The sequence below is a fragment of the Methylobacterium sp. AMS5 genome (genome assembly GCF_001542815.1).
GTDB lineage: Bacteria > Pseudomonadota > Alphaproteobacteria > Rhizobiales > Beijerinckiaceae > Methylobacterium.
Genome location: NZ_CP006992.1, coordinates 1,950,548 through 1,974,847, shown reverse-complemented (window position 1 = coordinate 1,974,847; position 24,300 = coordinate 1,950,548). Strand labels below are relative to the sequence as shown.

The 24,300-nt window shown below is 65.0% G+C and carries 28 protein-coding genes and 2 pseudogenes; 18 read left to right on the top strand and 12 right to left on the bottom strand.

Annotation, left to right across the window (positions count from 1 at the left end):
• Positions 1-105: 105 nt before the first annotated feature.
• Positions 106-1,440 carry a tyrosine-type recombinase/integrase gene (locus tag Y590_RS08875; RefSeq protein ID WP_060769538.1) on the bottom strand — a complete coding sequence of 445 codons (1,335 nt, stop codon included), beginning with the start codon at positions 1,438-1,440 and terminating at the stop codon, positions 106-108.
• A gap of 525 nt (positions 1,441-1,965) precedes the next feature.
• Here Y590_RS08875 and Y590_RS08870 point away from each other — a divergent pair.
• The gene (locus tag Y590_RS08870; RefSeq protein WP_060769537.1) at positions 1,966-2,526 is read left to right on the top strand and encodes a metallophosphoesterase family protein; all 561 of its coding nucleotides are present in this window, start codon (positions 1,966-1,968) and stop codon (positions 2,524-2,526) included.
• 1 nt (position 2,527) lies between these two features.
• Positions 2,528-2,794, top strand: coding sequence for a hypothetical protein (locus Y590_RS08865; RefSeq protein WP_060769536.1), 267 nt, complete (start codon positions 2,528-2,530; stop codon positions 2,792-2,794).
• On the opposite strand, the gene Y590_RS08860 is transcribed toward Y590_RS08865, so the two are convergent.
• The 5 genes from Y590_RS08860 to Y590_RS08840 are packed head-to-tail and all read right to left on the bottom strand — an operon-like array spanning position 2,791 to position 4,820.
• On the bottom strand, positions 2,791-3,294 hold the full coding sequence (locus Y590_RS08860) for a hypothetical protein (RefSeq protein ID WP_060769535.1): 504 nt from the start codon (positions 3,292-3,294) through the stop codon (positions 2,791-2,793). The genes Y590_RS08865 and Y590_RS08860 overlap by 4 nt on opposite strands.
• Positions 3,295-3,326: 32 nt before the next feature.
• Positions 3,327-3,593, bottom strand: coding sequence for a hypothetical protein (locus Y590_RS08855; protein WP_060769534.1), 267 nt, complete (start codon positions 3,591-3,593; stop codon positions 3,327-3,329).
• Positions 3,594-3,616: 23 nt separating this feature from the next.
• Positions 3,617-4,024 (bottom strand): hypothetical protein, encoded by a 408-nt coding sequence (locus Y590_RS08850; RefSeq protein WP_060769533.1) that lies wholly within the window; start codon positions 4,022-4,024, stop codon positions 3,617-3,619.
• Positions 4,021-4,572 (bottom strand): hypothetical protein, encoded by a 552-nt coding sequence (locus Y590_RS08845; RefSeq protein WP_060769532.1) that lies wholly within the window; start codon positions 4,570-4,572, stop codon positions 4,021-4,023. The genes Y590_RS08850 and Y590_RS08845 overlap by 4 nt, the downstream gene beginning before the upstream one ends.
• Complete coding sequence (locus tag Y590_RS08840) at positions 4,569-4,820, bottom strand: hypothetical protein (RefSeq protein WP_060769531.1); 252 nt, start codon at positions 4,818-4,820, stop codon at positions 4,569-4,571. The genes Y590_RS08845 and Y590_RS08840 overlap by 4 nt, the downstream gene beginning before the upstream one ends.
• Positions 4,821-5,100: 280 nt before the next feature.
• Here Y590_RS08840 and Y590_RS26810 point away from each other — a divergent pair, with 280 nt between their 5' ends.
• Positions 5,101-5,250 carry a hypothetical protein gene (locus tag Y590_RS26810; protein WP_158509742.1) on the top strand — a complete coding sequence of 50 codons (150 nt, stop codon included), beginning with the start codon at positions 5,101-5,103 and terminating at the stop codon, positions 5,248-5,250.
• A 53-nt stretch (positions 5,251-5,303) separates the two neighbouring features.
• The gene (locus Y590_RS08835; RefSeq protein WP_060769530.1) at positions 5,304-6,170 is read left to right on the top strand and encodes a hypothetical protein; all 867 of its coding nucleotides are present in this window, start codon (positions 5,304-5,306) and stop codon (positions 6,168-6,170) included.
• A 78-nt stretch (positions 6,171-6,248) separates the two neighbouring features.
• On the opposite strand, the gene Y590_RS08830 is transcribed toward Y590_RS08835, so the two are convergent.
• Positions 6,249-6,578 carry a hypothetical protein gene (locus Y590_RS08830; protein ID WP_144439957.1) on the bottom strand — a complete coding sequence of 110 codons (330 nt, stop codon included), beginning with the start codon at positions 6,576-6,578 and terminating at the stop codon, positions 6,249-6,251.
• A gap of 107 nt (positions 6,579-6,685) precedes the next feature.
• A complete protein-coding gene (locus Y590_RS08825; protein WP_060769528.1) occupies positions 6,686-7,138 on the bottom strand; it encodes a hypothetical protein in 453 nt (150 codons plus the stop codon).
• A 470-nt stretch (positions 7,139-7,608) separates the two neighbouring features.
• Here Y590_RS08825 and Y590_RS27275 point away from each other — a divergent pair, with 470 nt between their 5' ends.
• The 3 genes from Y590_RS27275 (at position 7,609) to Y590_RS27545 (ending at position 8,432) form a co-directional block, all read left to right on the top strand.
• Positions 7,609-7,833, top strand: coding sequence for a hypothetical protein (locus tag Y590_RS27275; RefSeq protein WP_286161876.1), 225 nt, complete (start codon positions 7,609-7,611; stop codon positions 7,831-7,833).
• Between the two features lie 89 nt (positions 7,834-7,922).
• Positions 7,923-8,159 carry a hypothetical protein gene (locus tag Y590_RS27270; protein ID WP_286161875.1) on the top strand — a complete coding sequence of 79 codons (237 nt, stop codon included), beginning with the start codon at positions 7,923-7,925 and terminating at the stop codon, positions 8,157-8,159.
• 126 nt (positions 8,160-8,285) lie between these two features.
• Complete coding sequence (locus tag Y590_RS27545) at positions 8,286-8,432, top strand: DUF4113 domain-containing protein (RefSeq protein WP_353612599.1); 147 nt, start codon at positions 8,286-8,288, stop codon at positions 8,430-8,432.
• A 27-nt stretch (positions 8,433-8,459) separates the two neighbouring features.
• Here the strand turns inward: Y590_RS27545 and Y590_RS08810 are convergent, their stop codons facing one another.
• Positions 8,460-9,605: a cysteine desulfurase family protein gene (locus Y590_RS08810; RefSeq protein WP_060769526.1), complete on the bottom strand. Its 1,146-nt coding sequence runs from the start codon at positions 9,603-9,605 to the stop codon at positions 8,460-8,462.
• Between the two features lie 150 nt (positions 9,606-9,755).
• Between Y590_RS08810 and Y590_RS08805 the strand changes: the two genes are divergently transcribed.
• The 8 genes and pseudogenes from Y590_RS08805 to Y590_RS26380 all read left to right on the top strand — a co-directional run bounded on the left by Y590_RS08805 (position 9,756) and on the right by Y590_RS26380 (position 18,728).
• A complete protein-coding gene (locus Y590_RS08805; RefSeq protein ID WP_060769525.1) occupies positions 9,756-10,712 on the top strand; it encodes a DUF4007 family protein in 957 nt (318 codons plus the stop codon).
• A complete protein-coding gene (locus Y590_RS08800) occupies positions 10,712-14,107 on the top strand; it encodes a hypothetical protein (RefSeq protein ID WP_060769524.1) in 3,396 nt (1,131 codons plus the stop codon). Before Y590_RS08805 ends, Y590_RS08800 begins: the two co-directional genes overlap by 1 nt.
• Positions 14,104-14,940 carry a phosphoadenosine phosphosulfate reductase family protein gene (locus Y590_RS08795; protein WP_060769523.1) on the top strand — a complete coding sequence of 279 codons (837 nt, stop codon included), beginning with the start codon at positions 14,104-14,106 and terminating at the stop codon, positions 14,938-14,940. Before Y590_RS08800 ends, Y590_RS08795 begins: the two co-directional genes overlap by 4 nt.
• 11 nt (positions 14,941-14,951) lie before the next feature.
• Positions 14,952-15,548, top strand: a complete 597-nt coding sequence (locus Y590_RS26385) for a hypothetical protein (RefSeq protein WP_144439955.1) — start codon at positions 14,952-14,954, stop codon at positions 15,546-15,548.
• Positions 15,549-15,551: 3 nt separating this feature from the next.
• Complete coding sequence (locus Y590_RS08790) at positions 15,552-16,898, top strand: DNA sulfur modification protein DndB (protein ID WP_060769522.1); 1,347 nt, start codon at positions 15,552-15,554, stop codon at positions 16,896-16,898.
• A gap of 32 nt (positions 16,899-16,930) precedes the next feature.
• Positions 16,931-17,072: pseudogene (locus tag Y590_RS27680) on the top strand (IS3 family transposase); the annotation flags it as partial.
• A 3-nt stretch (positions 17,073-17,075) separates the two neighbouring features.
• A pseudogene (locus tag Y590_RS27675) lies at positions 17,076-17,222 on the top strand (integrase core domain-containing protein); the annotation flags it as partial.
• A 66-nt stretch (positions 17,223-17,288) separates the two neighbouring features.
• Complete coding sequence (locus Y590_RS26380) at positions 17,289-18,728, top strand: hypothetical protein (protein WP_144439954.1); 1,440 nt, start codon at positions 17,289-17,291, stop codon at positions 18,726-18,728.
• Between the two features lie 327 nt (positions 18,729-19,055).
• On the opposite strand, the gene Y590_RS08775 is transcribed toward Y590_RS26380, so the two are convergent.
• Entirely contained in the window at positions 19,056-20,996 is a 1,941-nt protein-coding gene (locus tag Y590_RS08775; RefSeq protein ID WP_060769519.1) for a hypothetical protein, read from the bottom strand.
• A gap of 239 nt (positions 20,997-21,235) precedes the next feature.
• On the opposite strand from Y590_RS08775, the gene Y590_RS26990 reads away from it, so the two are divergent.
• On the top strand, positions 21,236-21,412 hold the full coding sequence (locus Y590_RS26990) for a hypothetical protein (protein WP_201026778.1): 177 nt from the start codon (positions 21,236-21,238) through the stop codon (positions 21,410-21,412).
• Between the two features lie 418 nt (positions 21,413-21,830).
• Here Y590_RS26990 and Y590_RS08770 read toward each other — a convergent pair whose 3' ends face one another.
• Positions 21,831-22,076: a hypothetical protein gene (locus tag Y590_RS08770; RefSeq protein ID WP_060769518.1), complete on the bottom strand. Its 246-nt coding sequence runs from the start codon at positions 22,074-22,076 to the stop codon at positions 21,831-21,833.
• 205 nt (positions 22,077-22,281) lie between these two features.
• On the opposite strand from Y590_RS08770, the gene Y590_RS26805 reads away from it, so the two are divergent.
• The gene (locus Y590_RS26805) at positions 22,282-23,004 is read left to right on the top strand and encodes a hypothetical protein (RefSeq protein ID WP_060769517.1); all 723 of its coding nucleotides are present in this window, start codon (positions 22,282-22,284) and stop codon (positions 23,002-23,004) included.
• Positions 23,004-23,858, top strand: a complete 855-nt coding sequence (locus Y590_RS08760; RefSeq protein WP_060769516.1) for a phage regulatory protein/antirepressor Ant — start codon at positions 23,004-23,006, stop codon at positions 23,856-23,858. The genes Y590_RS26805 and Y590_RS08760 overlap by 1 nt, the downstream gene beginning before the upstream one ends.
• 112 nt (positions 23,859-23,970) lie before the next feature.
• Here Y590_RS08760 and Y590_RS08755 read toward each other — a convergent pair whose 3' ends face one another.
• On the bottom strand, positions 23,971-24,300 hold the full coding sequence (locus Y590_RS08755) for a hypothetical protein (RefSeq protein ID WP_060769515.1): 330 nt from the start codon (positions 24,298-24,300) through the stop codon (positions 23,971-23,973).

The following is a 24,300-nucleotide window of genomic DNA, read 5'->3' as shown; positions in this document are numbered from 1 at the left end:
GTTTGGCGTCGATCTCAGTGCAGTCCCGTCCACCCCCGCGCATGCCCATCTGGTCCCGAAATGCGGCTATCCGGTCCCGGTCTGGTCCCGGGACCGGATGCCCCGTCAGGCCGCCGCGGCACGCGCCTGGTACTCGGGATGATGGTGGCCGTAGACCTTCTCGACCATCGCCGTCGACATGCCCAGGTACTCTCCGACCTCGCGCGGGCTGACCCCCGCCTGGAGCATCAGGGTCGCCCTCGTGTGCCGCAGGATGTGCGGCGACGGCAGGCCGAGGTCGTCGGCCGGGTCCCGGTTGCCGATCCGCATGACGCCGTCGATGTCGCGCCGGTCGAGGCCGGCGAGGAGCGCGGCCCGGCCGAACGCCTTGCCCACGCGCGAAAGGGGCTTGCCCCGCTCGTGGACGACGTGCTCGACGGGCCCGGTCTCGCCACCCTCCCCCGTGACCGTCCGGTCCCGGTCGGCATTCCGCCATTCGACGAGGCGCGGCAGGAGCCGATCGTGGATCCGGCACGGTGGGTTGCGCTTGCGGCTCTTCGGCCGCTTCGGCCCGGCCCGGTAGAGCGTCGTCCGGGCGAAGTCGACGTGGCCGCCGATGGGGTGCCGGCTCCAGCGGAGGTTGAGGATCGTGGCCGACCGTGTCCCGGAGTAGAACCCGATCTCGCAGAAGCGTTCCAGGTGGTCGTCCTCCCAGAACGCCGCCCCGGCCGAGGCCCGCCATTGCGCCGTGAAGGCGGTGTCCGGCGCCCGCTCCCAGACCGGCTCCTGCGTCGCCAGGTCGGAGGCGACCCAGCGCCAGCCCTGCACGACGCGGAGAAGCCGGGCGTACTCGCGCTCGGTCAGCCAGTCCGGATGCGCCTCGCCGGGCTCCGGCAGCGTCACCTCGGGGCGGGCGTTGAGCGTGAACGCCTTGTGCCAGCGCCCGATGGCGGCGCTCAGCGTCTGCAGCTCGCGGCCGGCCGTCTGCTCGGAGATCGGCTTGCCGGGTCCCTTCGAGCCGGGCGGGATCCAGCGCTCGGCCGTGCGCTTCCGGACGTAGTCGAGGCACGTGGCCTCGGACACGCGCGACAGCATCGTGCCGCCCCAGTGCCGGATGAGGTGCTCGACGTGGATCGCTGCGAGGCTGGCGTTGGACGAGCCTTCCTTCTGGCGCTGAAGGTAGAACAGCAGCACCGTGGGGAGCGGGATGAGGCGCGGATCCTTGTTCGCCTCGTCGTCCGGATCGGGGGCGACGACCTCGCGCGCCTGCCGCTCGGCGATGCGCTCGCGCTCGATCAGGTGGTGGGCGAGCGCCTTTTCAGCCTGCGCGCGAGTTCCAACGCTGTCATGGTTGAGCCGGATCTTGACGCGATTTCCGGTGACCGGGTCGTAGTCTCGGATCGTCCACTGCTGCCGGTCCTCCTCGAAGAGGAGGCTTGCTCCTTCGCGCTTGCGAGCCATGATTGTTCCTTCCATTCCCTCAGGTTTCGCCGTGTCGTCAGGTATCCGTGACCCGGTTTCATGGCTTTGAGGGATCCGCTCTCTATTGCTCTGCGCAGTTGGAAGGTCGAAAACACAGGGAAGCCTAGGGGGCCTTCGACTTCAGGCGCCCAAATAGCAGTCTCAAGACTGAGAAGAGTGTCGTCATGCGACGCGCGGATGTCCGCCCATGCGCCTTCGCTGGGGTCCCATTCCGCGACTATGAGGTGGTAGGTTGTCATGCAGGGAGTCTCATCTCAACGCCGGATTACTGCAAGGGCGAAGCAGACCTGACGGTAAACGGAAGCTCGCCAAATCGCCCTGGACGCAACCCCCAAGTCCAGGGATTTCCCAATGCTGACGCGAGGATGGCCTTGCTCAGGAAATCTTCGTGATGCAGGATGCCGGCATGAGCACCGCCCTCTCGAAACGCTTGCAGGCCTGACCTGCCACCCGCCGCTGGGCATCCCGGCGGCATGCGTTCGTATCGAGGGGGGGGGCTTCCCCATGCGCGTCTACTTCACCAGCGACACCCACTTCGGGCATTCCGGCATCCTGTCCGAGCGGATGCGCCGGCCCCGTCCGTTCGCCTCCATCGAGCAGCACGACGAGCACCTCATCGCGGCATGGAACAACAGGATCCGGCCGGGCGACGAGGTCTGGCACCTTGGGGATTTCGCCTACGGCGCGAGCGCGGCGCACTGCCGGTCCGTGTTCTCGCGCCTGAACGGGCGCAAGCGGCTCGTGCTCGGGAACCACGACGCCAAGCGGACGACCGACCTCCCGTGGTACAGCCAGACCGAGCGCGCCGAGGTCGTCGTCGAGGGGCGCCGCTTCGTGCTCTCGCACTACGCCATGCGGACGTGGGACGGCCTGCACCGGGGGGCCCTTCACCTCTACGGGCACTCGCACGGCAGCCTGCCCGGCTGCGGCCGGTCCATCGACGTCGGCGTAGACTGCTGGGACTGGCGGCCCGTGACGGTCGCGGAGATCCTGGAAGGGATGGAGGCCGACGCGGCCCGGACGGGCGGACCCATCGCGGCGGCCGCCCTGGCGGAGGCCGCCTGACATGCGGGGATCCAACAGCTTCAGCGATCCACCGCCCGGGGCGGTCTACTGCCTGTCATGCAGCCGCGTCTCGATGGGCATGGCCCGCGCCGAGACGGAGGCCGCCGTCGCGAGGATGAATGCGCAGCTGCAGCCGGGGGAGCCGGTCTTCGGGCTGGCCTATTTCAGGTGCTGCCCCGCGCCGCGGTACCGGCCAGCCGTGCGAGGGGACATCCCGGATGGCGCGACGATCGGGCCGGTGCTCGCCGAAGGCCTGGACGAAGGCTAAAAAAAAGCGAGGTCGGCGAGCGCGTCGAGGTCCTCCTGAAAGACCGGGGGGGCCTTGTAGGGCTTCGGCCGGCCGTTGCGGTGGGTCGTCCCGGCGAGCAGGTCCGCGAGCGAGGCGCGCGCGCGATCCTCGTAGCCGCGGGCGGTGACGACGACCCGGCTCGTCACGATCAGCCAGCGATCCGTCTTGGCCAAGGCCGCCCGCTCAGGCGACGCGGAGACGACCAGGCCCGGCCGGTGCCTACCCGTGATGCGGATGACCAAAGCGAGGTGCTCCGCCTCGCCCGGGAGCCGGGCACGGGACGCCTTGACCGTCTCCTCCGCGACCAGCGTGCGGCCGACGTTCGTCAAGGGGGCGATCCGCCAGAGGGGATCGGCGAGCAGGTCGGCGAGATCGGCCACGCGCTGCGTCTCCACGACGAGCTTGGGGTCGTACGTGCGCCCGTTGTCCCCGAAGGGCAGGAAATTCGGCGTGATGGAGCGGGCTTTCCAGGCGGGCATCAAGTTTTTCCAAGCTCAAGGTAAAGTGTTCGTCACCACTCTCGGATTGCGCTGAGGTCCTTGGTCGCAAGATCGCGCGGGATCATGCTGCACGCGTGGTGCTTTATCTTGAGTAAGCGGGCACGAAGCTGGGCGGCTTGCGCGACGAGGGGATGCCGGTCGAGGAACGGCGTGCGGGCGAGTTCATCGGCGACGAAGCCCGCCGTGCAGGCGCGCCGGAACCAGTGTCGCGTCGGGTCGTCGAGCGCAGAGGCTTCCTCGGCTTCGAGCCGCGCGACGAGCCGGCGCGCGCGGATCACCGCCAGCGTCAGGGCATCGAGCTTCAGGCACCCGGCAGCTTGTACGTCGTGATCCCGGGCAGAGAGCCCGGCGGGATCCTCGGTGCCGGTAGGAGACGGGACCCCGGCCGGCTCTCCGGAAAAGGGCGCTCGCGGGCGGCCTCCCCGCCGCCCTGGCCTGCCGCGCGGAAAGTCTCCAGCGCCTCGGCTCCGGCCGCCTCGAAGCCGCCGTGGGCCCTGATGAAGCAGCGCACGACGTCGATGGGCACACCGTCGTGGCGCAGGACGCCGGCCCTGACTTGGACGGCCGCCTCGTAGACGGCGAGGCCGGCCTGCTCGCGGGCGGGGTCGGCGGCAGGCGTCGTGACGATGAGCCCGCCGCCGACGCTCTCGACGGCGAACCGGGTGCCGTCGCGGCAGGCGACCGCCGCAGGCTTGAGAGCATTGGTCACAGCAGGCCTCCCAGGGCTTCGGCGTCCTCGGCCGGGATGTCGGCGTGCTCGGGCAGGGCGGCCTTCTTGGCCTGCCGTCGGGCGTAGCGATACGGAGCGAACCGGGCGGCGTGACGCAGTTCTCGCAGCCACTCCCGCACCGTCTGACGGGGCACGTCGAGGGTGTGGTGAGCCTCCCGGATCACGGGCACACAGGCGTCGACGCGCGTCCCGGGCAGCCACTCCGGCACGTAGGCGAGGCGATGTTCGTTCCTTCCCGCCCAATGCTCGGGCACTGTCGCGTCCGGATCGCCGGCGAGGATATCTGACACTAGGGCGGCGATCTCCGCGTCGGCTGCGTAGCGAGCCTTCCGATCCAGCGTCGAGGTGAGCATCGCCTGCCGCGCCTGGCGTCGGCACTCGGCCGCCTGCTCGGCGGGGGGCAGGCCGAGGACCTGACGCGCGATGCTCCGCCCGGCGATCTCGACGGCGCTCAGGCGCCCCTCGATCCAGAGCGCGCAGACCGTCGCCTTGGCCTCGGCCGGCCACTGGAAAGTCGCGCGCTTCACGACCGGGCCTCCTCATCGCGGTAGCTGACGACGCGCTGCAGGCCGAGCGCCTGGAGCACGGACGGACCGGGCTGACGCACGCCACGGCGGACGTCCGAGACGTACGCCGACGAAATCCCTACGCGGGCGGCCCACGCCGCGGCGCTGCCGTCCGCCGCGATCGCGGCTTCCAGGCGCGCCAGGGCGTCCACCGCCCCCTCGTCCTGCGCCGGTCGTGCCAGCGCTCCCGTCGCTATTCCCCCAGCCATTGCAGCCTCTTTATCAGCTTACGCGCTGATCCGTTCGTCATCGCATGAGCTAAATGTAAGATGTTCTCGGAGTCGCGTCAAGAACTCATTCGCATCATTCTCGCATTTAGTTGCGAAGGATAAGTGTTACACAGTCCAGTAAAAGCGTTACATTCTTCTATATCCGCGTTACCTATCTCGATGATTTGCGGCAATACTTCTGGAGTGGCATTATTCGCCTGCGCGCTAATAGGCGATGCCGGGCGCCCAGCCCGCTACCCCGGTTTTCAGAGCAAGGACGATGGCCAACCCTCCGATCGACTTCGGCATGACCTGGCAAGACGCGGGCGTTCAGCGCCGGCGTGGCGACCGGCTTCCCGACGAGATGCGCGCCCGGATCTTCGAGGGGGCGCCCATCGAGCAGCCGGCCCAGTCGGCCCTGGCCCTCTGACGACTTTCAGCCACCGCTGCTTCAATCAGACAGCACACACACGGGAGACCATCATGAGCAAGAAGATCGCCACGCGGACGAAGGCCGAAAAGGAAGTGGAGGCCCGCGGCCTGATGGAGTTGGGCAGGGCGCTGCTGCGGGCGCTCCGGAAGCTGTGGCGCATGCTGTTCGGCGGGACCGCCGGCGACCTCGCCACGGATTTCACGACGGCCAAGGGGCTCGCCGGGCGGGCCGTGATCGGCGCCGCGCACGGCGTCGAGGGCGTCGGCAAGACGCTCGGCTTCGGCCACCGGCTCGTCCACGGCGCCGCATCCGCGGTCGGGTCGACGCTCGGCGCGCTCCTAACCCGCGCACCGATCGGCCCGCGCGAGGTCGCCAACGCCGCGGTCGCCAACGACAACGCGACCGCGGCGCGCTTGCAGCGTCGAGTGGAGAGCCAGCGTGCCCGCCGACTTGAGCTGGAAACGGCAACGGATCCGGCGGAAGTCGCCGCCCTCGCCATGGAGAGCGCGGCGCAACTCGCGGCTCGCGGCCGGGACGCGGGCGCCACTCGGATGTCGCCGCAGTTGCCGAGCGACGTCAGCATTTGGCTCATGCGCCTCGACGCCGGCGAGCTCCGTGCGGTGATGGCGGCCGGCCCAGAGGCGGTCCAGTCGCACATCCTGGGGACCGGACAGATCGAAGGCGTCCAGGCCGTGGCGTTCCCCAGTGCCGCCCTCGGGCTGGCCTCGCCGTCGCTCGTTGACGCCGGGCAGTTCGCGGAGATGCTGAAGAAGGCCAGGGCCGGGCTCGCAGCCTCGAAGCACGAAGCCGAGACGGCCTCCCGCCGGGGCGTCCGTCACCGTACGGAGATGCCCCTCTACGAAGATGAGCCCGCCGCCGCCTTCCCGACCCGCCGCGTGGGCGCTGGGATCTACTGAACCACCGCACGACAGCCCGAACGCAAGAGGCCCGCCAGCATCCACCGGCGGGCCTCTCCTTTTATGGTTACCGATTCGTTAAGCAGCGCACTCCTCGCACAGCGCCTCGAAGGCCGCCTGCAGTTGCGCGCGCGTGGCGCGCTCGGCGGTGAGCATCTGCCGGAGCCGGGCGGCCTCGGCCCGGGATGCAGCCAGCTCGGTCTGCATGGCGGCCGCAGCTTCGAGGGCAGCCGCCTCGTCCTCACGGGCTACCTGTAGGCGGAGGGCGAGCTCGTCGACCGAGTGCGCCGCTTGAGCCCGGCGGATCGCCGCATTGGCGAAAGCTTGGTCGATACCGCGGTTGATTGCCGCCCCGAACATCAGGCCCTTGCTGGCGACATCGAGGGCGAGGTGGGTTGTCACAGTCACGGCTCTCTCCCGGCGTTCGGATCCCGTGAAACGAATAGGCGCCTGGCCGGAGTCCCAGGTCAACTCGATTTCGGAGCTATCCCTGGGCTCCGGTTAACGTCACCGCGTCAATCGATGTCTTCAAAGATGAGGTCCTCGACTTCCCCGTTACTCCTAGACTGTGAAACGGCGATCTCCGTCACAGCGTGACTTGCGCGCGGGGCCTGGAGGAGCCGCTTGTGGACGGCGTCCGCGACTGCGCGCTTGTCGTAGACGACGACGTCCCGGCCGGCCTCGCTGTCGCGGCGGCTACGCGCGACGAGCTGCCCGCTGATCCGGAGGAGGATTTCCCGGACCGGGATCGAGGACGCCGTCTTCCCATTGACGACCGACGCAAGAAGGGCGGCTCGCACCGCGTCGGCGATGGCACGATCGAGCGTCGCCGGGTCGGGACGGCCTTCATCGCGCCAGCGCTGGCGGAGCTCGCGCATGCGGCCGGCGGTCTGCCGACGAATACGGCCGACCCGGGCCGCTCCGGTCTCCTTGTAGGCGTGGACGGGGGCATATTCGAGCGGGCGCATTGGCATCTCCGAGGTCTTCGAGGAGGAGCCTGCCACACGTCGATGCAAATCACGCCACATGTGACGTCAACATGAACGCTTGTTCAGTTTCGCGGGCGCAGGAGGGAGCACGTCAGGCGCAGAGAGGTGCACGTCAGGCCGTCTCCAGCATGATGCGGACCCGCAGGCCCGGTCTCGCCGCGACGGCGCACCGACGTCGAGATCCCAACCCGAGGTTTCCCCGCTTCTGAGGCCTATCCAGATTTTCGGGTTCGCCATGCCGGCCGGTTGCATTCGAGCGAGGCGTCCTCTCGATGGCGCGGGCAATCACTACTAGTAGGGCGGCGGCGAGCTGCGTTGCGACGTCCGCCTTGCAGGCTAGCGCTGTGGATGGACCCGCTTTCTCCGCTGGCCAGCCTGTCGCAGCCGCGCTTAAGCTGCACGGCATAGGTGCTGCCGGCTATGGAGAACTAGCTCGGGACCGTGTCGCCGTGAACCAGCCCCTCGACAGCATCGCGACCGTGCTCGAAAGCACCGGGGATTTCCGCGTGCTGCGCCGGCTCACACCGCTCGTGAACTGCGCCGATGCGCCGGACGAGCCGACTTTCATCGGCCTGGTGCTCGACACCGAAACCACTGGCACCGACTTCGCCGTCGACGAGGTGATCGAACTCGGCATTCTGAAATTCGAGTACGGCGCCAGCGGGCGTATCTAGCGGGTGCTCGAAACGTTCAATCAGTTGCACCAGCCCAAAAAACGATCCCGCCGGAGATCACCCGTCTGACCGGGATCACCGGCGCCGATGTGGCTGGCCAGCGCATCGATGATGCCGCTGTGCAGGCCCTCGCCTCCGACGCCGCGGTGATTATCGCCCACAACGTCAGCTTTGACCGGCAGATGTGCGAGGGCCGCTGGCCGGTGTTCGCCGACAAGAACTGGGCCTGCTCGTGCCACCAGATCCCGTGGCGCGCCGAGGGCCATGAGGGCATGAAGCTCGGCTATCTGCTGATCGACCACGGATACTTCCACCTTGCCGACTGAAAGGCATCTACCGGCCGGGTTTCGCTACAAGAAGACGGGCGTGCTGTTCCTCGACCTTGCCCCCCCGCCGCCAGCGTGCAAGGCTCGTTGTTCATCCGGCCGGACACGCCGCAACGGGTGCGCCTGATGGAGCTAGTGGACGAGCTCAACCGCCGTTACGGCCGGGACCGCGTGCGGTTCGCCTGTAGCGGTATGGAGCGCGGGTGGAAGCTCAAGGCGGAGTTCCTGTCCCAGCGGCACACGACGCAGTGGGGAGAACTGCTTGCTATATAGTTACAATATTCATATAGCCGAATGAAGCTATAAAACGCTTTCAAACAGATTGATCACTTCATCAACCTGCTCCTGATCTGAGAAGCGTCCTAAGCCGATCCGGATCGATGCCTCCGCATCGTCTGTGCTGAGCCCCATGGCGCGCAGGACATGCGAAGGTTCAGGGATGCCGGTGGTGCAGGCTGAGCCCGTCGAGGCCGATAGCCGCGGCTGCAGGCGGATCAGCAGGTCCCGGCTGTCCTGACCGACAAAGCAGATGTTGACGTTCCCAGGGTGTCGGGCGACGCCTACAGGTCCGTTCAAGCGGTTTTTGGGGTCGAGCTCAAGGAGCCCAGCGATTAGGCGTTCCCGGAGCGCGGTAAGACGCGTACGCTCACCTGCCGCGGCCTCTTCGACCATGAGGGTTGCTGCGGCGCCGAACGCCGCGCAAAGCGGAGTGGGTACAGTGCCCGATCGCAAGCCACCCTGCTGACCACCCCCGTGGATAACCGGCGAGAGCTCGTTGCGGCGTTCGCGGCGCACGTACAGAGCGCCGATGCCTTTGGGACCGTAGATCTTGTGCGCCGAGAGGCTCAGAAAATCCACGTCAGTGGCAGCCATGTCGATGTCGCGGGCGCTCAAGGCCTGCGCGGCATCGGAATGCACGCGCGCCCCCACTCGTCCCGCGAGGCGCACGACCTCATCGAGAGGCTGTATCGTACCAACCTCGTTGTTGACGGCCATAACCGACACGAGCAGCACATCGTCGGCCAAGCGCTGTGTCAAATCCTCCAGGTCCACCGTTCCGGCCGCGTCGGCCCTGATATGTTCAACCGTGAAACCACGCCGCGTGGCTTCGGCTGAGGCGGCAAGCACGCACTTGTGCTCCGTTGCGCCGACGAGCAGCCGGGAGCGACCCTTTGGAGCCTTGGGGAGAAGTCCGAGAATGGCGAGGTTGTTGGCTTCGGTGGCGCCGGACGTAAAAACGATTTCGTCCGGGTCGGCACCAATGGTTTGTGCGACCTGAGCAGCAGCGGCCTCCACTCCCTCCTGCGATTTCCAACCTAAGGCATGATCCGCGGAGTGGGGGTTGGCGAACGTATCTGCGAATTGTGCCGCTAAAACAGGTAGAACCCGTGGATCAATTGGTGTGGAGGCTTGATAATCGAAATAGAGCGTCGCGCCAATTCTCATTACCTATCAACTTCTTAGGTTCCTGTCCGGCTTCTGAGACGCGCGGTGTGGCCGCTCAGACGCCATCCCTGGAGGAATCCTCCAGGTTCATTGACCCTACCCCAAGCGCTGCGGTACTGTCGACCTGGAAGAAACCTCCAGGTCGGTGATATGGTTCGTGGTCCCCTTTATCAAACTGAGTACCGTCCTCAGTTCTCAGGCCACGAAACCTTTCCTTTAAGGTATGGATGGTTAAAGAAGGCTTACGACGCTATCAGTGCAACCAAGCACGATATGGCAAATAAGCAGGTCTTTCTAAGTGATGACTCTATCGCCCGCCTTGGCGTGGGTAAGAATATGGTATCATCCATCCGCCATTGGGCCACAGTTTGTGGCATCATCGAAGAAGACCGAACGACCGGACAGCTTGTGACAACACCGTTGGGTGACTTGCTCTTTGGTTCTAATGCGGTCGATCCCTACCTGGAGTCGTCAGCAAGTCTGTGGCTTATCCACTGGTGTTTGTGCGCCAATGCGAGCAAGGCCACCACATGGTTTTGGACATTTAGCCACTACAACAACACGACCTTCAAACGCGACGATCTTGTTGACGGCCTGATGAAGGTTGCTGAAGGGCGCGGCTGGCAGCGCGTATCGCGCTCGACCGTGCAGCGCGACGTAGAATGCTTCGTTCGCACCTACGAGAGCCGCCCGGCCGGCGCGCAGGGCGCCGTGGAGGACAGCCTTGAGAGCCCCCTGGCTGAGCTCGGCCTGGTGCGCGGCCTCAAGGGGCATTTCCAGATTGTGCGCTCGCTGCGCTCCTCCTTGCCGGACAGCGTGTTTGCCTATGCCTTGAACCAGTTCTGGAACGCGCAGCAGGTGACCACCACTCTGTCCTACGAGCGTATTGCGCACGAGCCGGGGTCCCCGGGGCGGATTTTCGTCCTTGATGAAACCGAGCTCGCAACCCGCCTTGGCGCCCTTGAGGATGTCACACGCGGGCTCTTCCAGTGGTCGGAGACCGCCGGGCTCAAGCAGGTCATTCGTGAACGCGCGCTGTCGTCGGAGGAGGCTTTGGATCTGCTCCGGGCCGGGTATCCGCGGCGAGCTCAGAAGGACGCTGCCTGATGAGCCTGATCCATCGCGTCAACGTCACTCGCCGCTTTCAGCGCTCTGTCCGCATCGACACGGACGTGCGCGATCCGCAGGCCCTGGAAGGATACATCTGCCCGCACTCTGCGGCGGACGTGCTGACCACCATGGCACGCCACGTCAGCGAGACGAGCCAGGGTGCGTTCACCTGGACCGGGCCTTACGGCAGTGGCAAGTCCAGCCTGGTGGTGGCGCTGAGCGCCCTCCTGAGCGGCAATGCGCAACGTCGGGGCCTGGCGGCCCGGGTGCTCGGCCCCGAGCTTAGCAAGGCCCTTGAAACCGCCCTGCCCCCGAAGTCCCAGGGCTGGCGCGTGCTGCCGGTCGTGGGACGCCGGGACGACCCGGTGCAGGTGATCGGCGAGGCGCTAGCCGCACATGGCTATGCTAGGCTCCCGGACCATCAGGCGGCCTGGACGGAAACCGGGGTGCTTGAGGCAGTATCCGCCGCGGCGGCAGAGGGGCCGCGAACCCGCGGCGGCCTCATCATCTTCCTGGACGAGATGGGCAAGTTCCTTGAAGGGGCGGCCCAGGAAGGGGTCGATATCTACCTCTTCCAGCAGCTCGCTGAGACCGCGGCCCGCAGTGGGCGGCGGCTGATTATCGTCGGCATCCTGCACCAGGCGTTCCAGGAGTACGCGTCCCGCCTGTCCCGCGACCTGCGCGACGAGTGGACCAAGGTGCAGGGTCGCTTTGTCGATCTGCCCGTGAACGTGGCCGGCGACGAGCAGCTTGAGCTGCTGTCTCGTGCCATCAGCACCGACCACTGGCCGGTCGAGCCGGAAGCCCTGTCGGCCCGGGTCGCCGAGCACATCCGCGGCAATCGTCCAGGCGCCTCCCGCGACCTGGCTCAAACCCTGGATGCCACCTGGCCGCTGCACCCGGTGGTCGCCGCCCTGCTTGGGCCGATCTCCCGGCGCCGGTTCGGTCAAAACCAGCGCAGCCTGTTCGGCTTCCTGAACTCGGCCGAGCCTTACGGCTTTCAAGACTTTCTGCGCGACGCGGGCGATATGGACCGCTACGGCCCAGATCGGCTGTTCGACTACCTCCGTATCAACCTGGAGTCGTCTATCCTAGCTTCGCCGGACGGCCATCGCTGGTCAACGGCGGTCGAGGCCATTGAGCGCTGTGAGGCCATCGGCGGCAGTGGCCTGCACCTGCAGCTGCTGAAGACAATCTCGCTCATCGATCTGTTCCGCGAGCGGTCCGGTCTCAACGCGACAGACGCCTTGCTAGCGGATTGCGTCACCCAAGGCTCTCAGGCCGAGCTCACGGTTGCGCTGGAGCAGCTACGCCAGTGGTCGTTCATCATCTTCCGCCGGCACCTAGGCGCGTTTGCCATCTTCGCCGGCAGCGACTTCGATATTGAGCAGGCGCTGACGGAGACGCTTGAGACGGTCCGAGAGGTCAGCTTCAAGGAGCTGCGCGCCCTGGCAGGCCTGCAGCCGGTGGTCGCCAAGCGGCACTACCACGAAACCGGCAGCCTTCGCTGGTTTGACGTGGACCTTGTCCCGTTGAACGAGCTCGGGCACCACGTGCAGGCCCCTGCGCCGGCCAACGGTGCCATCGGCCGGTTCTTGCTCGTAATCCCGATCAGCGGCGAAACCCCCGCCAAGGCGCGCAAGGCTTGCCGCGAGCGCGCAGCTGCGGCCACCTACGATATGGTCATTGGCCTGTCGCGCCAGGAATGGAACGTGCCGGAGCTCGCGCGCGAGTTCCTGGCCATGAACCGCATCCTGGAGGAGCGGCCGGAGCTGAGTGGTGACCAAGTGGCCCGCCGCGAGGTGCTAGCGCGCCTAGGCGCCGCGCGCACACGTCTGGAGCAGTCTCTGCAGCGGGCCTTTGATACCGCCGAATGGTGCCGCAAGGGCGTGGAGCCGACCCGCTATTCCTACGCCGAACTCAACAGCCTAGCCTCCGATCTGGCTACGCTGCGCTATCCCGATACGCCCTTGCTGCCGAACGAGCTGGTCAACCGGATCAAGCCCTCGTCCAACGCGGTGGCCGCCCAGAAAGCGCTGCTCAAGCGCATGGTCAGCTACGAGGGGCAGCCGCGCCTCGGGATCGAGCAGTTCCCGGCTGAAGGCGGGCTGTTCGAGAGCCTGCTGGCCCGCAGCAGTCTGTACCGGGAAACAGAGCAGGGCTGGCGCTTTGTGGCACCGGAGCCGGACCATGATCCGGCGCGCCTAGCCCCACTATGGGAAGCCGGCGTGGCCTACCTGCGCGAGAACCAGCGCCGTACGGTCTCTATGGCCGAGATCTATACGGTCTGGCGCGGTCAGCCCTTTGGCGTGCGTGACGGCCTGCTGCCCATCATTGGGGTGGCGTTCCTGCTCTCGCGCCGCGACCAGCTTGCGTTCTACCGCGAAGGCATCTTCCAGGCCCGCTTCACCGATGTTGAGGCCGACTATCTGACCATCGATCCCGGACTCATCCACCTGCGCTGGATGGACCTCTCCAGCCTCTCCCGGCGCATCCTGTCGGGTCTGGCTGAGGTGGTCCGCGACCTTGATGACGGCAACCGCCTGGTCAACCTCGAACCCATCGACGTGGCCCGCGGCCTGGTGGCTGTTCACGACGCGCTGCGTCCGTGGGCCAAGCGGACCACGCGGCTATCCGCCAACGCCTTACGCATCCGCGACCTGTTCAAGCACGCCCAGGACCCGAACAAGTTCCTCTTCGACGACATCCCAGCCCTGTTCCGAGATGCGGTCGGTGCCAACGGCGATGTGGACCTTGACCAGGTGGTCAGCCGCGTACGCGACGGGCTGCTGGAGCTGACCCAGGCCTACGCCGAGATGTTGAGCCGGCTGCGGCAACTGGTGCTCAGTGAGCTACAGGTCCACAACACCTCCGCCCATGCGCTGGCCGAGCTCAGAGCGCGGGCCGAAAACATCCACCAGCTCGGCGGCGACTTCCGACTCAACGCCTTCGTCAGCCGCCTGACCCAGTTCACTGGGCAGGAAACCGACGTGGAAGGCATCGCCAGCCTAGCGGCCAACAAGCCGCCGCGGGACTGGGTGGACGTGGATCTGGACCAGGCTGCTCTGGAAATCACCGACCTGGCGCAGAAGTTCGTGCGCGTGGAAGCTTTTGCCCGCGTCAAAGGCCGCCCCGACAAGCGCCAAGCTCTCGCTGTCATTGTCGGCCTCGATGGTCGGCCGACCCCGATGGCTGAGGATTTCCACATCACCGATGTGGAGCGCGTCGAGGTGCAGATGATTGTGGATCGTGTCGCCGTAGCCCTCGGCAAAAGCGACACCAAACGGCGCCACCTGATCCTTGCCGCGCTGGCCGAGCTCAGTAGCCAGTACATGGTCAGCGAGCAGGTCAAAGTCGAGCCCATCAAGAAGAAACGGGCCGCACGCGCATGACCGAAACATTGAAGCACGTTCTCGGGCTGTCCGGCGGCAAGGACAGCGCAGCGCTGGCCGTCTATATGCGCCAGCATCATCCGGACCTGGATATCACCTATTTCTTCACAGATACCGGCAAGGAGCTGCCTGAGGTTTATGAGTTCCTAGGCAGGCTTGAGGGCTTTTTGGGGAAACCCATTCTGCGCCTCAATCCGGACCGGGATTTTGATTTTTGGCTGAAGAAGTACAACAACTTCCTACCTTCTGCGCAGACCCGCTGGTGCACCCGTCAGCTGAAACTAAAGCCGTTTGAAGGATGGCTTCGGCCGATGCTCGAAGAGGGCAACAAGATAATCAGTTACGTCGCCATTCGGGGCGATGAGGACTACCGCGACGGCTACAGCTCCACCCACAAGAACCTGACCATTCGCCTCCCATTCAAAGAGGCCGGGATCGACAAGGCCGGCGTGCTGGAGATGCTTGAGGGGGCAGGCCTTGGCCTCCCGAAATATTACTCCTGGCGCACGCGCAGCGGCTGCACGTTCTGCTTCTTCCAGCAGAAGATCGAATGGACGCGCCTGCTCGAACACCACCCGGAAGATTTCGAGGAGGCCAAGCGCTACGAAAAGACTGCCGTGGCAAGCGGCTCTCCGTTCACCTGGAGCCAGGGCGAGTCATTAGAAGAACTCGCACAACCCGAGCGCATTGCCGAAATCAAAGCAGACCATGAGCGGCGCCTGGCACGCCTCAAGGCACGAGCGCAACCCAATCCCCTACGCGTTCAGCTTGAGCCGCTGGACATTGATGACCTATACGGTCAAGCTAAAGTCTGCCTGGCCTGCCATAAATGAGCCTCTGTGGAATGAGTGGCCCTGAGATCGTACGTCGTACTCTTGCGAAATACCGCGAGCAACCAGCTGTGGGCCTGGAGTTCACCTTTCCTGTATCCTGGCAAATGGATGAAGAAGCCTGTCAGGTCATTGCCGCTGAGCTGAAAAGCCATGGCACGAAATGGGAATGCCGGAGGGCCGTGCCCGATCTATACCAGTCTCTTCCGTCCAAGACTGGCATTTACATGTTTTCGTTCCATTCCAAGCTCTGCTTAAGCCTGGCATCGGACGACAAGTTCGCACCTTCCTGGGTGCTGTACGTGGGTCGCGCTGGCAGCCGAACGAGCGAGCGAACGCTAAAGGAGCGTTACCGCAGCGAGTACACCAAGTATGTTGGTGGTGACCTGGAAGAACTTTGGAGCGACGTGGCGCCGAAAGGACGGCCGCAGCTGCTTAGGCGGTATTTATGCGTATATCCTCTAGAGTATTGGTACTGCACGATCGAAGATCGTACCAAAATCGAATACCTCGAAGAGAAGTTGATTCGTTATCTATCGCCGCCGCTCAACACTATTGGACGCCCGCGTGTGCGCTTACTTCCCCCTAACCCTGCCTTCCGGAGCTACTAAGTTATGACTAACAAAACGTTCATCCCTGCCTTTAAGGCAAAAGTCGGAGATTGGGAATACTACATTTGTATTATGAAGTATGCCGAAGTGGCGCGGCAGGTGCAGTTTGCGCACGAGCTTGGCGGCAACTCCGAGCTGAACACCATGATCCAGCGCGGTCTCAGCGCGCGGACCGGCGCCATCAAGGAATACCTCCTTAAGTCGGAGCACCGCTTCCTCGGCGCACTGATTATTGCTGCCTGGGGTGGCGCACCCGAGTACCGGCCGATTGCTATGGACGACCCAGATGGCATGCTGACCGGCATTGACCGGCAGTTTGGCGTGCTCACGTTCGACGGCACGCAGAGCTACTTCGCGCTCGATGGTCAGCACCGTCTGAAGGCTATCAAGGAGGCTTTGAAGCAGAAGCCCGAACTTGGGCACGAGGATGTGTGCGTGATTATGGTTTCTCATTTCGATAGTGAGGAGGGCAAGGTCCGCACCCGGCGTCTGTTCACCAACATCAACCGCAACGCTAATTCGACTACCCGCGCCGAAAACATCGTGTTGGACGAAGATGATGGACCGGCGATCATCACCCGCCGCCTGATTACCGAGCACCCGTTCCTGGCCCGAGATGGAGTAATCAAGGTGTTCACTCGCCAGGGTGAGGAAGGCGATATCAAATTGGCTGCCGGCAACGTAGCTCAGGGTGACAAGAAGGCCTTCACCACCATCGGCAACCTCTACGATCTGGTGCGCAGTCTGTGCTTCGACCTCGACAGTTCCATGCGTAAGCAGGATGCGCGACCGAGCGATGAGGTGCTGGAGAACTCCTACACCATTCTGGCCAAGCGCCTGGATGACATCATCAAAGCGGCCGGCGACGTGCGCGCGCCCCTCGAAGCCGACACCAATGCGCGCGATCTCCGGGCCCCCAAAGGCAGGGAGGCCGAGGGCAACCCGTTCATGCGCCCCGTAGTGCAGAAATCCGTGGTGCGCATGGTCTCTCAGATTGCCAACCAGGGAGTGCTGAACTGGGATGAGCTCATGGCGCGTCTAACTAAGATGAACTGGAAGATTGGGCAGGCGCCCTGGTTGGCGGTGTTCAACCCGGCCAATGGCAAGATGGTTGGCGCCAAGGAAAATACCGAGCTGCTGGATAAGCTGATCTACGTCCATCTTGCTGCATCAAGCAAGCAGGCGATCAAGGATGCGCGTAAGGAGTTCAAGGAGGTCCGCGGCATCCACTATCCGATCAGTGAGGAGGATCTGCAGAAGAACCTAACCCCACACACCGAGCGACGTGTATCGATCCCAGAGCTTGTGTCCTCTGAGGCTGCAGTGGCTGAGGAGCCCGCGGAGGCCTGATAGGGCTCGGCTGCGGGCTGATCGGCCTGTAGCCGAACAAGTACCGCTATGCCTCGACCCGCGGTGACGATGCGGCTGTGCGGGTACGCCTGCTCAGTCTGGCCGGCGCAGCGCCGCCGGTTCGGCTATCGGCGTTCGCTAGTCCTTCTGCACCGGGAGGGCTATATGCTCAACTGCAGCCTGCTGGCGGCCCGGACCCTCATCGAGGCGTGGCGGATGGACTACAATACCTGCCGCCCTCACACGAGCCTCGGTGGGCTCACCCCGAACGCGTTTGCAACCCGGTCTAAACATGACCAGAACCAGAACGGACGCTGGTTATGAATGGGGGCAAACAGGCGGCAAGGTCAATTGCTTGCAAAAACGCAAATAATTTAGGGGCATATTGCGATGAACCCACAGCAAAGTGAACTTGTAAGAAAGTCTATTGCCGATTTAAAGACGATCAGTTTGTCGTCTTCAGAGCCTCACAATGATCGAAGCCTGTCCACTGTTATGAATGCGGCGGGGATCAACCACGGCTTTGTTGACTTTGCTGGTGAAAGCGCAACCGGATTTTCTAACGAAGGCATGGCGATCATTGCCGCTTTAGCAAAGACCTATCGCCCTGAGGGCGATCGGCGCAGTCATCAAGTCAGCAATGAAACTCTGACAAAGACTATATCTGCGTCGATCGCACAGAAATGGCGGGATACTGACCGCACTAATATCCAGCAGTCTGACATTGATAGCCTAGGTGAAACAATTGACAGGTGGTTGGCCGACCTAAATCAAACCAGATTACACGTAGTGCCGTGCGCGTTGCCGCCTTATGTAGCACCGTCTTTTCAAATCGGACCAGTCTGCTTCCATCACGTAAGTAATTTTCCAACTGGGCAGTTTGGTATCCAGCAAAGCGAGTTTTGGCCTACCGCCACTGAGGAAAATCCAAATCCAAAACCAGGCGGCTTCCACTTTGAAAGACTTTTAGAGTTAGCCACAGAGCGCAGAGCGCCGTGGTTAGCGGTTGTCGAAGTATCAGGGCGCGCAATCCATGAGTCTATCACCGCCGCAGATGTGGCCACTGATATCGCGTTGGGTGCCTTACAAATTGCTGCTCCAGGATTAAATATAAGAAATATTTCCAGGGCGACAGCACGCGCGCCGGTGTTCTGGCGGGTTGATCCATATTACCGAGATGGGCAAATAAGCGAAAATAATAGCAATTTACAGCCTGCTCTAACAATTCATCCTGACTTATTTGCTGATGTAATCACAAATAAAGTTTCGTCTGCGCTTAATGTCATGGGGAAGCGGCTCTCCGACTATCTGCAAGCGACAAGTGCGGTTCCTGATCTTGATGAGGCTTGGTGTAATGCTGCTTACTGGTTCCATGAAGCTCTAGCCGAGACGCTTGAAACAGTAGCTGTAGTTAAGTTGGAAACTGCTATTGAGGTTCTTTTCCGCGCCGAGAATATGAGCGGCAGTAAAAGCCGTATCATCAAAGCGTTTGATACAATTTTTGGACTTACCAAAGACGATGTATTTTCAGGCAGTGGTATTACGGTGGAGCAGTTCACACTTGCTGTTACAACTGCTCGATCCCGCGTTGTGCATGGAACCTGGCCGACAATTCATACAGATCTACCGGGTTATAAGAAAAATCAACCAGTGGCCCGGGGAGAACTTGAGATGGTTGCCAGCAGTCTACTGATAGAATTTGCGCATCAGGTCGACGCGTACGTTAAGGCTGGGCAAACGGCTGATGAAACAGACGCATTGCTGGATTGGATTAAAGCTCAACGCCAGCCATCTGCGCCTACCGCAAATGTATCAAGCACCGGCAGCTGATAGTGAACAAAGCCAATATCAGAAAACGACCGTTTTCTGCATAGAGTGCGGCGGCCCGGCGGAAGCGGTCGAGGTTCGCCTCGCCGAGGAAGGCTTCCTGCCAGGCCGCGACTTGATCGCATACAGAGCTGACTACGTTGATGGGGAGGGTCATGGGGGGACCGTAAGGCAGGCCCCGTCACCGCTTCCACGTCACGCTTCCGAGACATGAAGAAGCCCGCCCCGGATCCCGGGACGGGCTTCAGAGATGTGCTGCATCCCGCCGCTGAAGGCCCAAGGAATGTACCGCGCGCCCCTGCCTGCCACAAGGGCTGGTGGCACGAAACCTCAGCGCCCGGACGCCTCTCGGTAGCGGCGAACATCGGCTTCGGCATCGAGCGGGGCGAGAGCCAGGGGACGGGCGGAGAGCCTCGCTGAGCCCCTGCGGAGGGCGCGACGGTCGGTTGCCGCGGCGCGGGCGACCTGCCCCATCACGGCCAGGCAGAAGGCGTCGTCGGCCGTTCTGCGGGGCCCGACGTGCGGCATCTGGGCGGCAGCGACCGGCATCAGCGGCAGGTCCCACCGGTGCTCGATCCGCCACCTGTCCCGTCCGTGCTCGTCCCGTCCGATCCTCTCCCGGACCTCGGCCCACGCCGCCGTCGATGTCCGGTATTCGGCGTAGAACGGGGTGAAGCGGACCTTGACCGGGACCTCGTCAGCCGGGGCGGCGGGCTCGCTCGGGTCTACGACCACTATATGATGTGACGTATCGTCGGGTGTCTGGACCGGCTCGGACAAGGACGGGACGACGACAGGGGCGAGAGCCGGCTCGGACAGGGCGGCCTCGGCCTCGCGGATCGCGCGGCGGATGGTGTCCTCGGACTTTCCGAACGCCTCGACGAGGTCGGAGTAGGTTGCACCGTCGCGGCGCATCATCAGAGCGTAGGCTCCCCAGTCCATGCGCTCCTCGGCCTGGACGTCCCGAGGGGCGCGGACGACCGCGCGGGCGGTCCGGCTGGCCCTCTGGCGCTCGGCTGCCGTCAGGGGCGTTGCGCCGCCCGGGACGAGAACCCGCAGGCCTGCCTCGACAGCCTCGTCGGCCGAGATCGACATGCGGTCTATGATCGTGGCGTAGGAGAAGTCGTAGAAGGAGGGTCTCTCGGCGCCGTTCCATTCCCGGCGCTCGCCGGCTTGGTGGGCCTGCATGCCGCGCTCGACGCCCGAGAGGGACGCGGTGACCTCGCCGATGGGCAGGCCGATCATTGGCGCGAGGCGCTCGGCCCATTCCTCTGCGGTGCCGCCGGAGGTCATCGAGATCGCGGTTGCCGAGATGAGGCACCACCAATCGCGCTTGCGGTTGGCCTTGAACCAGTTGGCGCCACGGTGGTCGAGCAGGCGCATCAGGTCCCCGAGGACAAGCGCCCACTTGGAGCCGCTCAGGCGCCGGGGGCGACGCTCGACCTTTACGTAATCGGGGTTCGCCGACTTCCACACCTCGCGCTCGGCCCGCAGCTGCCGGAGCTCGGCGCGGGTGTAGGGCACCAAGGCGTCGCACCAGGCGTCGAAGTCGATGCGCTCGATGTCTTGGATCGAGGACGGCCACGCGAGGCATGACATCCGGCCGGTCTTCGGGTTCAGGGCACCCATGACGCGGAGCACGCGGGCGGGGTCGATGGCGCCGCGGTCGAGCCCGAGGTCGCGCAGGACGCGCCACAGGGGCAGCATGCGGGTCTCGAAGGCCGCGAGCTTGGGGTCGATGGCGCCGCGGCGCTTGGGCAGGTTGCCGTCCGCATCGAGCACGGGACCGCGCAGGCCCTTCATGGCGGCTTGCCAGCGCGGCAGGGCTTGGCCGTCCATGCTCTGTGTGAAGGCCCAGATCGTGTAGGCGCCCTGGCCGCTGTCCTGCACGAAGGACGGGCACGGGACGCCGGCGGCCTCGAAGGCGCCGATGAGGATCGAGGCGACCTCTTCGGCCGTGGCGTCGGCGTAGGGGAGGTTCGGCTTGTAGAAGTCGAGGTCGAGGTAGCCGCTGCCTATCCCGGTGACGCATGCCGAGTGCCGGCGCCCGGTGAAGCGCAGCTGGCCGGCGTACTCGACATCGGCGGCGGCGAGCTGCTCGGAGATCGCCTTTGAGCTCGGGGCGACGAGGCCCTCGTCCCATCCGTGCCCGTCGCGTGCGGCGCGAGCCGTGCAGACCTGACCGCGCGAGCCCTGGGGATGGAGCAACGCGATATGCGCGCGCTGGAGCGCGGCACGGTCGGACTGTGAAGGGAGAGTGGAGGGCGACATTCAGCGAGGTGTTCCGAACGCTCGCAGGGCAGCACTCCCGCGAACAGACAGAGGGTACGCGCGTCGGTCGAATTCGGCAAACCGCCCCGCTTAGGAGAGCCTTCTCCCCTATGCTGTGCTGTTTGTCGCATTCAGCGGGCCGGCTGCGGTCCTCCGGCCGGGCCCGATCGCCTCGCCGCCGGCGCCGGCCGAGGTGGCGGTCGCGCTCGCCGCCGTCACTCCGCCGAGGAGGCGTCGGCATGGCCGTTGAGATCGCTGATGCGACGCAGGCCGTCATCGACGCGGCCAATCGGCTCGTCGCATGGCGCCGGTGGTACCTAGACTTGCCGCCCGATCGTCCGCTGCCCGAGGACCTCGCCGCGGCCCTCGAACGGGCTCTGGTCGCTCTCGATGCAGCCGAAGGGCTTCGCACGTGATGCGGAGCCTTCCCGCCCCGTCACCGGACAACCTCGCCCGGCAGGTCCGCTTGCTGCAGGCGATGGCCGGCCCGGCCCCGTGGCCGGATACACCGCCGGCGAGATGTCCCAAATTCGGGACAGGATCGCTACGGTCCTCGTCAGGACGGCCGAGCGCGCGACCTGGCGCCCGTTCGAGCGGGGGCGGCCGTGAGGCGGGCCGACGAGGACTGGGGGGGCCGCCTCCGCTTCCGGCCTTCACAGCGCGATGTGAGGGCGCTTGTCGCGTGGTGTGCCCTCACCGGTGAAGACGCCGCCTACGCCTGCCTCATGCGATGGGGCGCCCCGCCGAGCCAGCTCATCAGGGGAGCACCTCGCAGGCCGAAGGGTACTCGCCGAGTGAGTACCCTTCGAGAGGTCGGGCAGGCCTAAGAATTCTTTAGATCTCCGGGATCTGCGGATCCGCCGGAGCCTCGTCCAGCTCCAGCGTGACGATCTGTGTCCGATAGTCCGGCGAACCGTCGAAGCGGATGCCGGCCCCCATATAGCCGCCCATCAGCTTGTGCAGGATTGCGCGGCTCGCCTCGCCCTTCTCGGCCGCGACCAGGCTCTTGAGCGAGGTGTGACAAAGACGCGCAGCCTCGTCCTGCTTCAAGTCGAGGAGGGTGCGCGCGGCACGGAGCATCGGAGGGGTCGGGTACATGCAGAGAGGTATAACCGGGTCGTCACCCATTCGCTAGGCGACAGGTATAATTTTTTTGGTGCTATTTACAAATTTCGAAGACTAGGCTCTCCTTGACGCGTCGCCACCGGCAGTCGCCGGCAGGGCGGCCCGGGGAAGCGGAGGGAAGCCGCCGCCCCGGACCTGGTCAGCCAAGGGATGGAGCCCCATGACCGAACCGTGCACCGACATTAACATCTCCGAGCTCGTCGCGCGCCCCGCCGCGGCCATTTCGGCCAGGGAAATCGAGGGCCTGCAGGCGGGCCTCCTGACGACGACCCGGATCCTCGAAGAGGTCGCCTTCTACGAGCAAGCCGTGCTGTGGGGGCGGACCGACGCCCGCGCCGCGCACGCAGCGGTCCTCGCGCGGGACGTCCCCGACCGCGAGCCGACGTTCCCCGAGCTGCGGCTCGCGACGCTCGCCTGGCTCGCCCAGATGATCCAGCGATCGGAGGGGGCCCCGCCCGACGTCCGCGACCTGATGCGCGAAGTGGAGGAGGAGCAGAAGGCGAACCGCGTGGCCGACAAGGCCCGCGAGGCCGCGTTCCGCCGGGACCCGGGCCGGTGGCTGAAGGACGCCACGCCCTTCGCCGTGCCGATGCTGCGGGCGGAGGGATGCTGGATCGCCGATCGCGATGGCGAAGTCGTCCTGTGCACGCACGCGAGCTCCGTCTGCGGCCGGGACGCCCAGCAGGCTGTCGAGGCGGCCTACACCAGGGCGTTGAAGGACGAATACAGGACCGTCATCATCATCGGCGCGCCCGGCCTTGGGGACCGCATTCAGCTGCCGGACGCCCTGGAGAGGGATCTCATGGAGATCGAGTTCGTAGTCGTCGAGATCGACGCGGCCGACGTCACCGGCCCATCGCCGACCGGTGGGAGGGCCGCCTGATGAACGCGATCACCCCGATCCGCGAACACTCGCCGGTCCCGGTCGTCGCCATCATCGACGGCCGGCCCATGGCCGACAGCCGCAACGTCGCGGCCATGTTTAGCAAGCGCCACGACAACGTCGTCCGGGACATCAGGGGTCTCCTCAAATCTGAGGACACCCCCGCGATCCACGGCTACTTCGTGGAGAGCTCGTACGTCGATCCCCAGAACGGCCGGACGTACACCTGCTACCTCATGGATCGGTCCGGCTTCAGCATCCTGGCCATGGGCTTCACCGGGGCCCGGGCGCTGCGGTGGAAGGTCGACTACAACGGCGCGTTCGAGGCGATGGAACGGCAGCTCAGGTCCCGTGCGGCCGGTGGCGCCGAGATCAACGTGCGCGACCAGGGGCAGCTCGCCGTCATCGCCACGCAGCTCCTCCAGCTGACGCAGGAGATGCGGGAGAGGGCCGAGATGGCCGAGGCCACCGTGGCCGCGCAGTCGAAGGAGTTGGCGATCGCCGCGCACAAGGTCGAGGTGTTCGAGGCCTTCATGGCCACTGGGAAGAGAGAGAACCTCCGCACGGTCTGCCGCCTCCTCAACGCCCGGCAGACCGAGTTCTTCGACTGGATGAAGCGCCGGGGCTTCATCTTCATGGAGAGCGGTTGGCTCCAGCCCCGGGCGGACCTGCGCGACGATGGGTACATGGTCGCGCGCAAGTTCGAGTGCGAGGACGGCAAGGTGCGCGAGCAGACGCTCGTCACACCGGCCGGTCAGACGTGGCTTGCGCACCGTTGGCTAGCCCACAAGCGGAAGCTGGCGCGCAAGGCCATCGAGGAGGCCGCCAAGGCTGAGGAAACCCTCTTCGACTAGGGTCCGCACAGTCTGCGGACCCTTCACCACCAGGGGCCCGGGACCGCCGCGGCCCCCTTTCCCATGCCCGGAGGAAGCGAACGGCGATTGGCTTTCCTTTCCCTGCACGGGGTCACGGGCAGAGCCTGCCGCCCTCCTGCCGCCGGAAGGTCTGCCCGTCGTGGGCGATCGAGCCGTCCTCCCGGACGAAGAGATCGGTCTCGTAAGGGCTGCCCATGTCGGCGTTGTGGTTGCCGAAGCAGCGGGCCCCCCGGATCTTCCCATGGCGGTAGCTGACTGCATGGCATTCCATGCCGTAGATGCCGGCCGAGCCCCGGCGCGGGACATCGATAGCGATGGGGAGGCCGCTCCCAACGGGGCAATACCAGCCTGGGGCGGGTCTCGGGCCCGCGGGGGCTGGCCCGGCGGCGAGGATGGCGGCGAGGGCAAGGGCTGGGCGCAT

Excerpts from the sequence above, each read along its gene's own strand:
- Y590_RS08835 (WP_060769530.1), top strand. The coding sequence starts at position 5,304 with ATGAGCAAGAAGATCGCCACGCGGACGAAGGCCGAAAAGGAAGTGGAG.
- Y590_RS08840 (WP_060769531.1), bottom strand. The coding sequence starts at position 4,820 with ATGGCTGGGGGAATAGCGACGGGAGCGCTGGCACGACCGGCGCAGGAC.
- Y590_RS08865 (WP_060769536.1), top strand. The coding sequence starts at position 2,528 with ATGCGGGGATCCAACAGCTTCAGCGATCCACCGCCCGGGGCGGTCTAC.
- Y590_RS08760 (WP_060769516.1), top strand. The coding sequence starts at position 23,004 with ATGAACGCGATCACCCCGATCCGCGAACACTCGCCGGTCCCGGTCGTC.
- Y590_RS08790 (WP_060769522.1), top strand. The coding sequence starts at position 15,552 with ATGACTAACAAAACGTTCATCCCTGCCTTTAAGGCAAAAGTCGGAGAT.
- Y590_RS08810 (WP_060769526.1), bottom strand. The coding sequence starts at position 9,605 with ATGAGAATTGGCGCGACGCTCTATTTCGATTATCAAGCCTCCACACCA.
- Y590_RS08800 (WP_060769524.1), top strand. The coding sequence starts at position 10,712 with ATGAGCCTGATCCATCGCGTCAACGTCACTCGCCGCTTTCAGCGCTCT.
- Y590_RS08770 (WP_060769518.1), bottom strand. The coding sequence starts at position 22,076 with ATGCTCCGTGCCGCGCGCACCCTCCTCGACTTGAAGCAGGACGAGGCT.
- Y590_RS08870 (WP_060769537.1), top strand. The coding sequence starts at position 1,966 with ATGCGCGTCTACTTCACCAGCGACACCCACTTCGGGCATTCCGGCATC.
- Y590_RS08875 (WP_060769538.1), bottom strand. The coding sequence starts at position 1,440 with ATGGCTCGCAAGCGCGAAGGAGCAAGCCTCCTCTTCGAGGAGGACCGG.
- Y590_RS26805 (WP_060769517.1), top strand. The coding sequence starts at position 22,282 with ATGACCGAACCGTGCACCGACATTAACATCTCCGAGCTCGTCGCGCGC.
- Y590_RS26810 (WP_158509742.1), top strand. The coding sequence starts at position 5,101 with ATGGCCAACCCTCCGATCGACTTCGGCATGACCTGGCAAGACGCGGGC.
- Y590_RS08795 (WP_060769523.1), top strand. The coding sequence starts at position 14,104 with ATGACCGAAACATTGAAGCACGTTCTCGGGCTGTCCGGCGGCAAGGAC.
- Y590_RS08825 (WP_060769528.1), bottom strand. The coding sequence starts at position 7,138 with ATGCGCCCGCTCGAATATGCCCCCGTCCACGCCTACAAGGAGACCGGA.
- Y590_RS26385 (WP_144439955.1), top strand. The coding sequence starts at position 14,952 with ATGAGTGGCCCTGAGATCGTACGTCGTACTCTTGCGAAATACCGCGAG.
- Y590_RS08775 (WP_060769519.1), bottom strand. The coding sequence starts at position 20,996 with ATGTCGCCCTCCACTCTCCCTTCACAGTCCGACCGTGCCGCGCTCCAG.
- Y590_RS08755 (WP_060769515.1), bottom strand. The coding sequence starts at position 24,300 with ATGCGCCCAGCCCTTGCCCTCGCCGCCATCCTCGCCGCCGGGCCAGCC.
- Y590_RS08860 (WP_060769535.1), bottom strand. The coding sequence starts at position 3,294 with ATGCCCGCCTGGAAAGCCCGCTCCATCACGCCGAATTTCCTGCCCTTC.
- Y590_RS27545 (WP_353612599.1), top strand. The coding sequence starts at position 8,286 with ATGGAGCTAGTGGACGAGCTCAACCGCCGTTACGGCCGGGACCGCGTG.
- Y590_RS26380 (WP_144439954.1), top strand. The coding sequence starts at position 17,289 with ATGAACCCACAGCAAAGTGAACTTGTAAGAAAGTCTATTGCCGATTTA.
- Y590_RS08805 (WP_060769525.1), top strand. The coding sequence starts at position 9,756 with ATGGTTCGTGGTCCCCTTTATCAAACTGAGTACCGTCCTCAGTTCTCA.
- Y590_RS26990 (WP_201026778.1), top strand. The coding sequence starts at position 21,236 with ATGGCCGTTGAGATCGCTGATGCGACGCAGGCCGTCATCGACGCGGCC.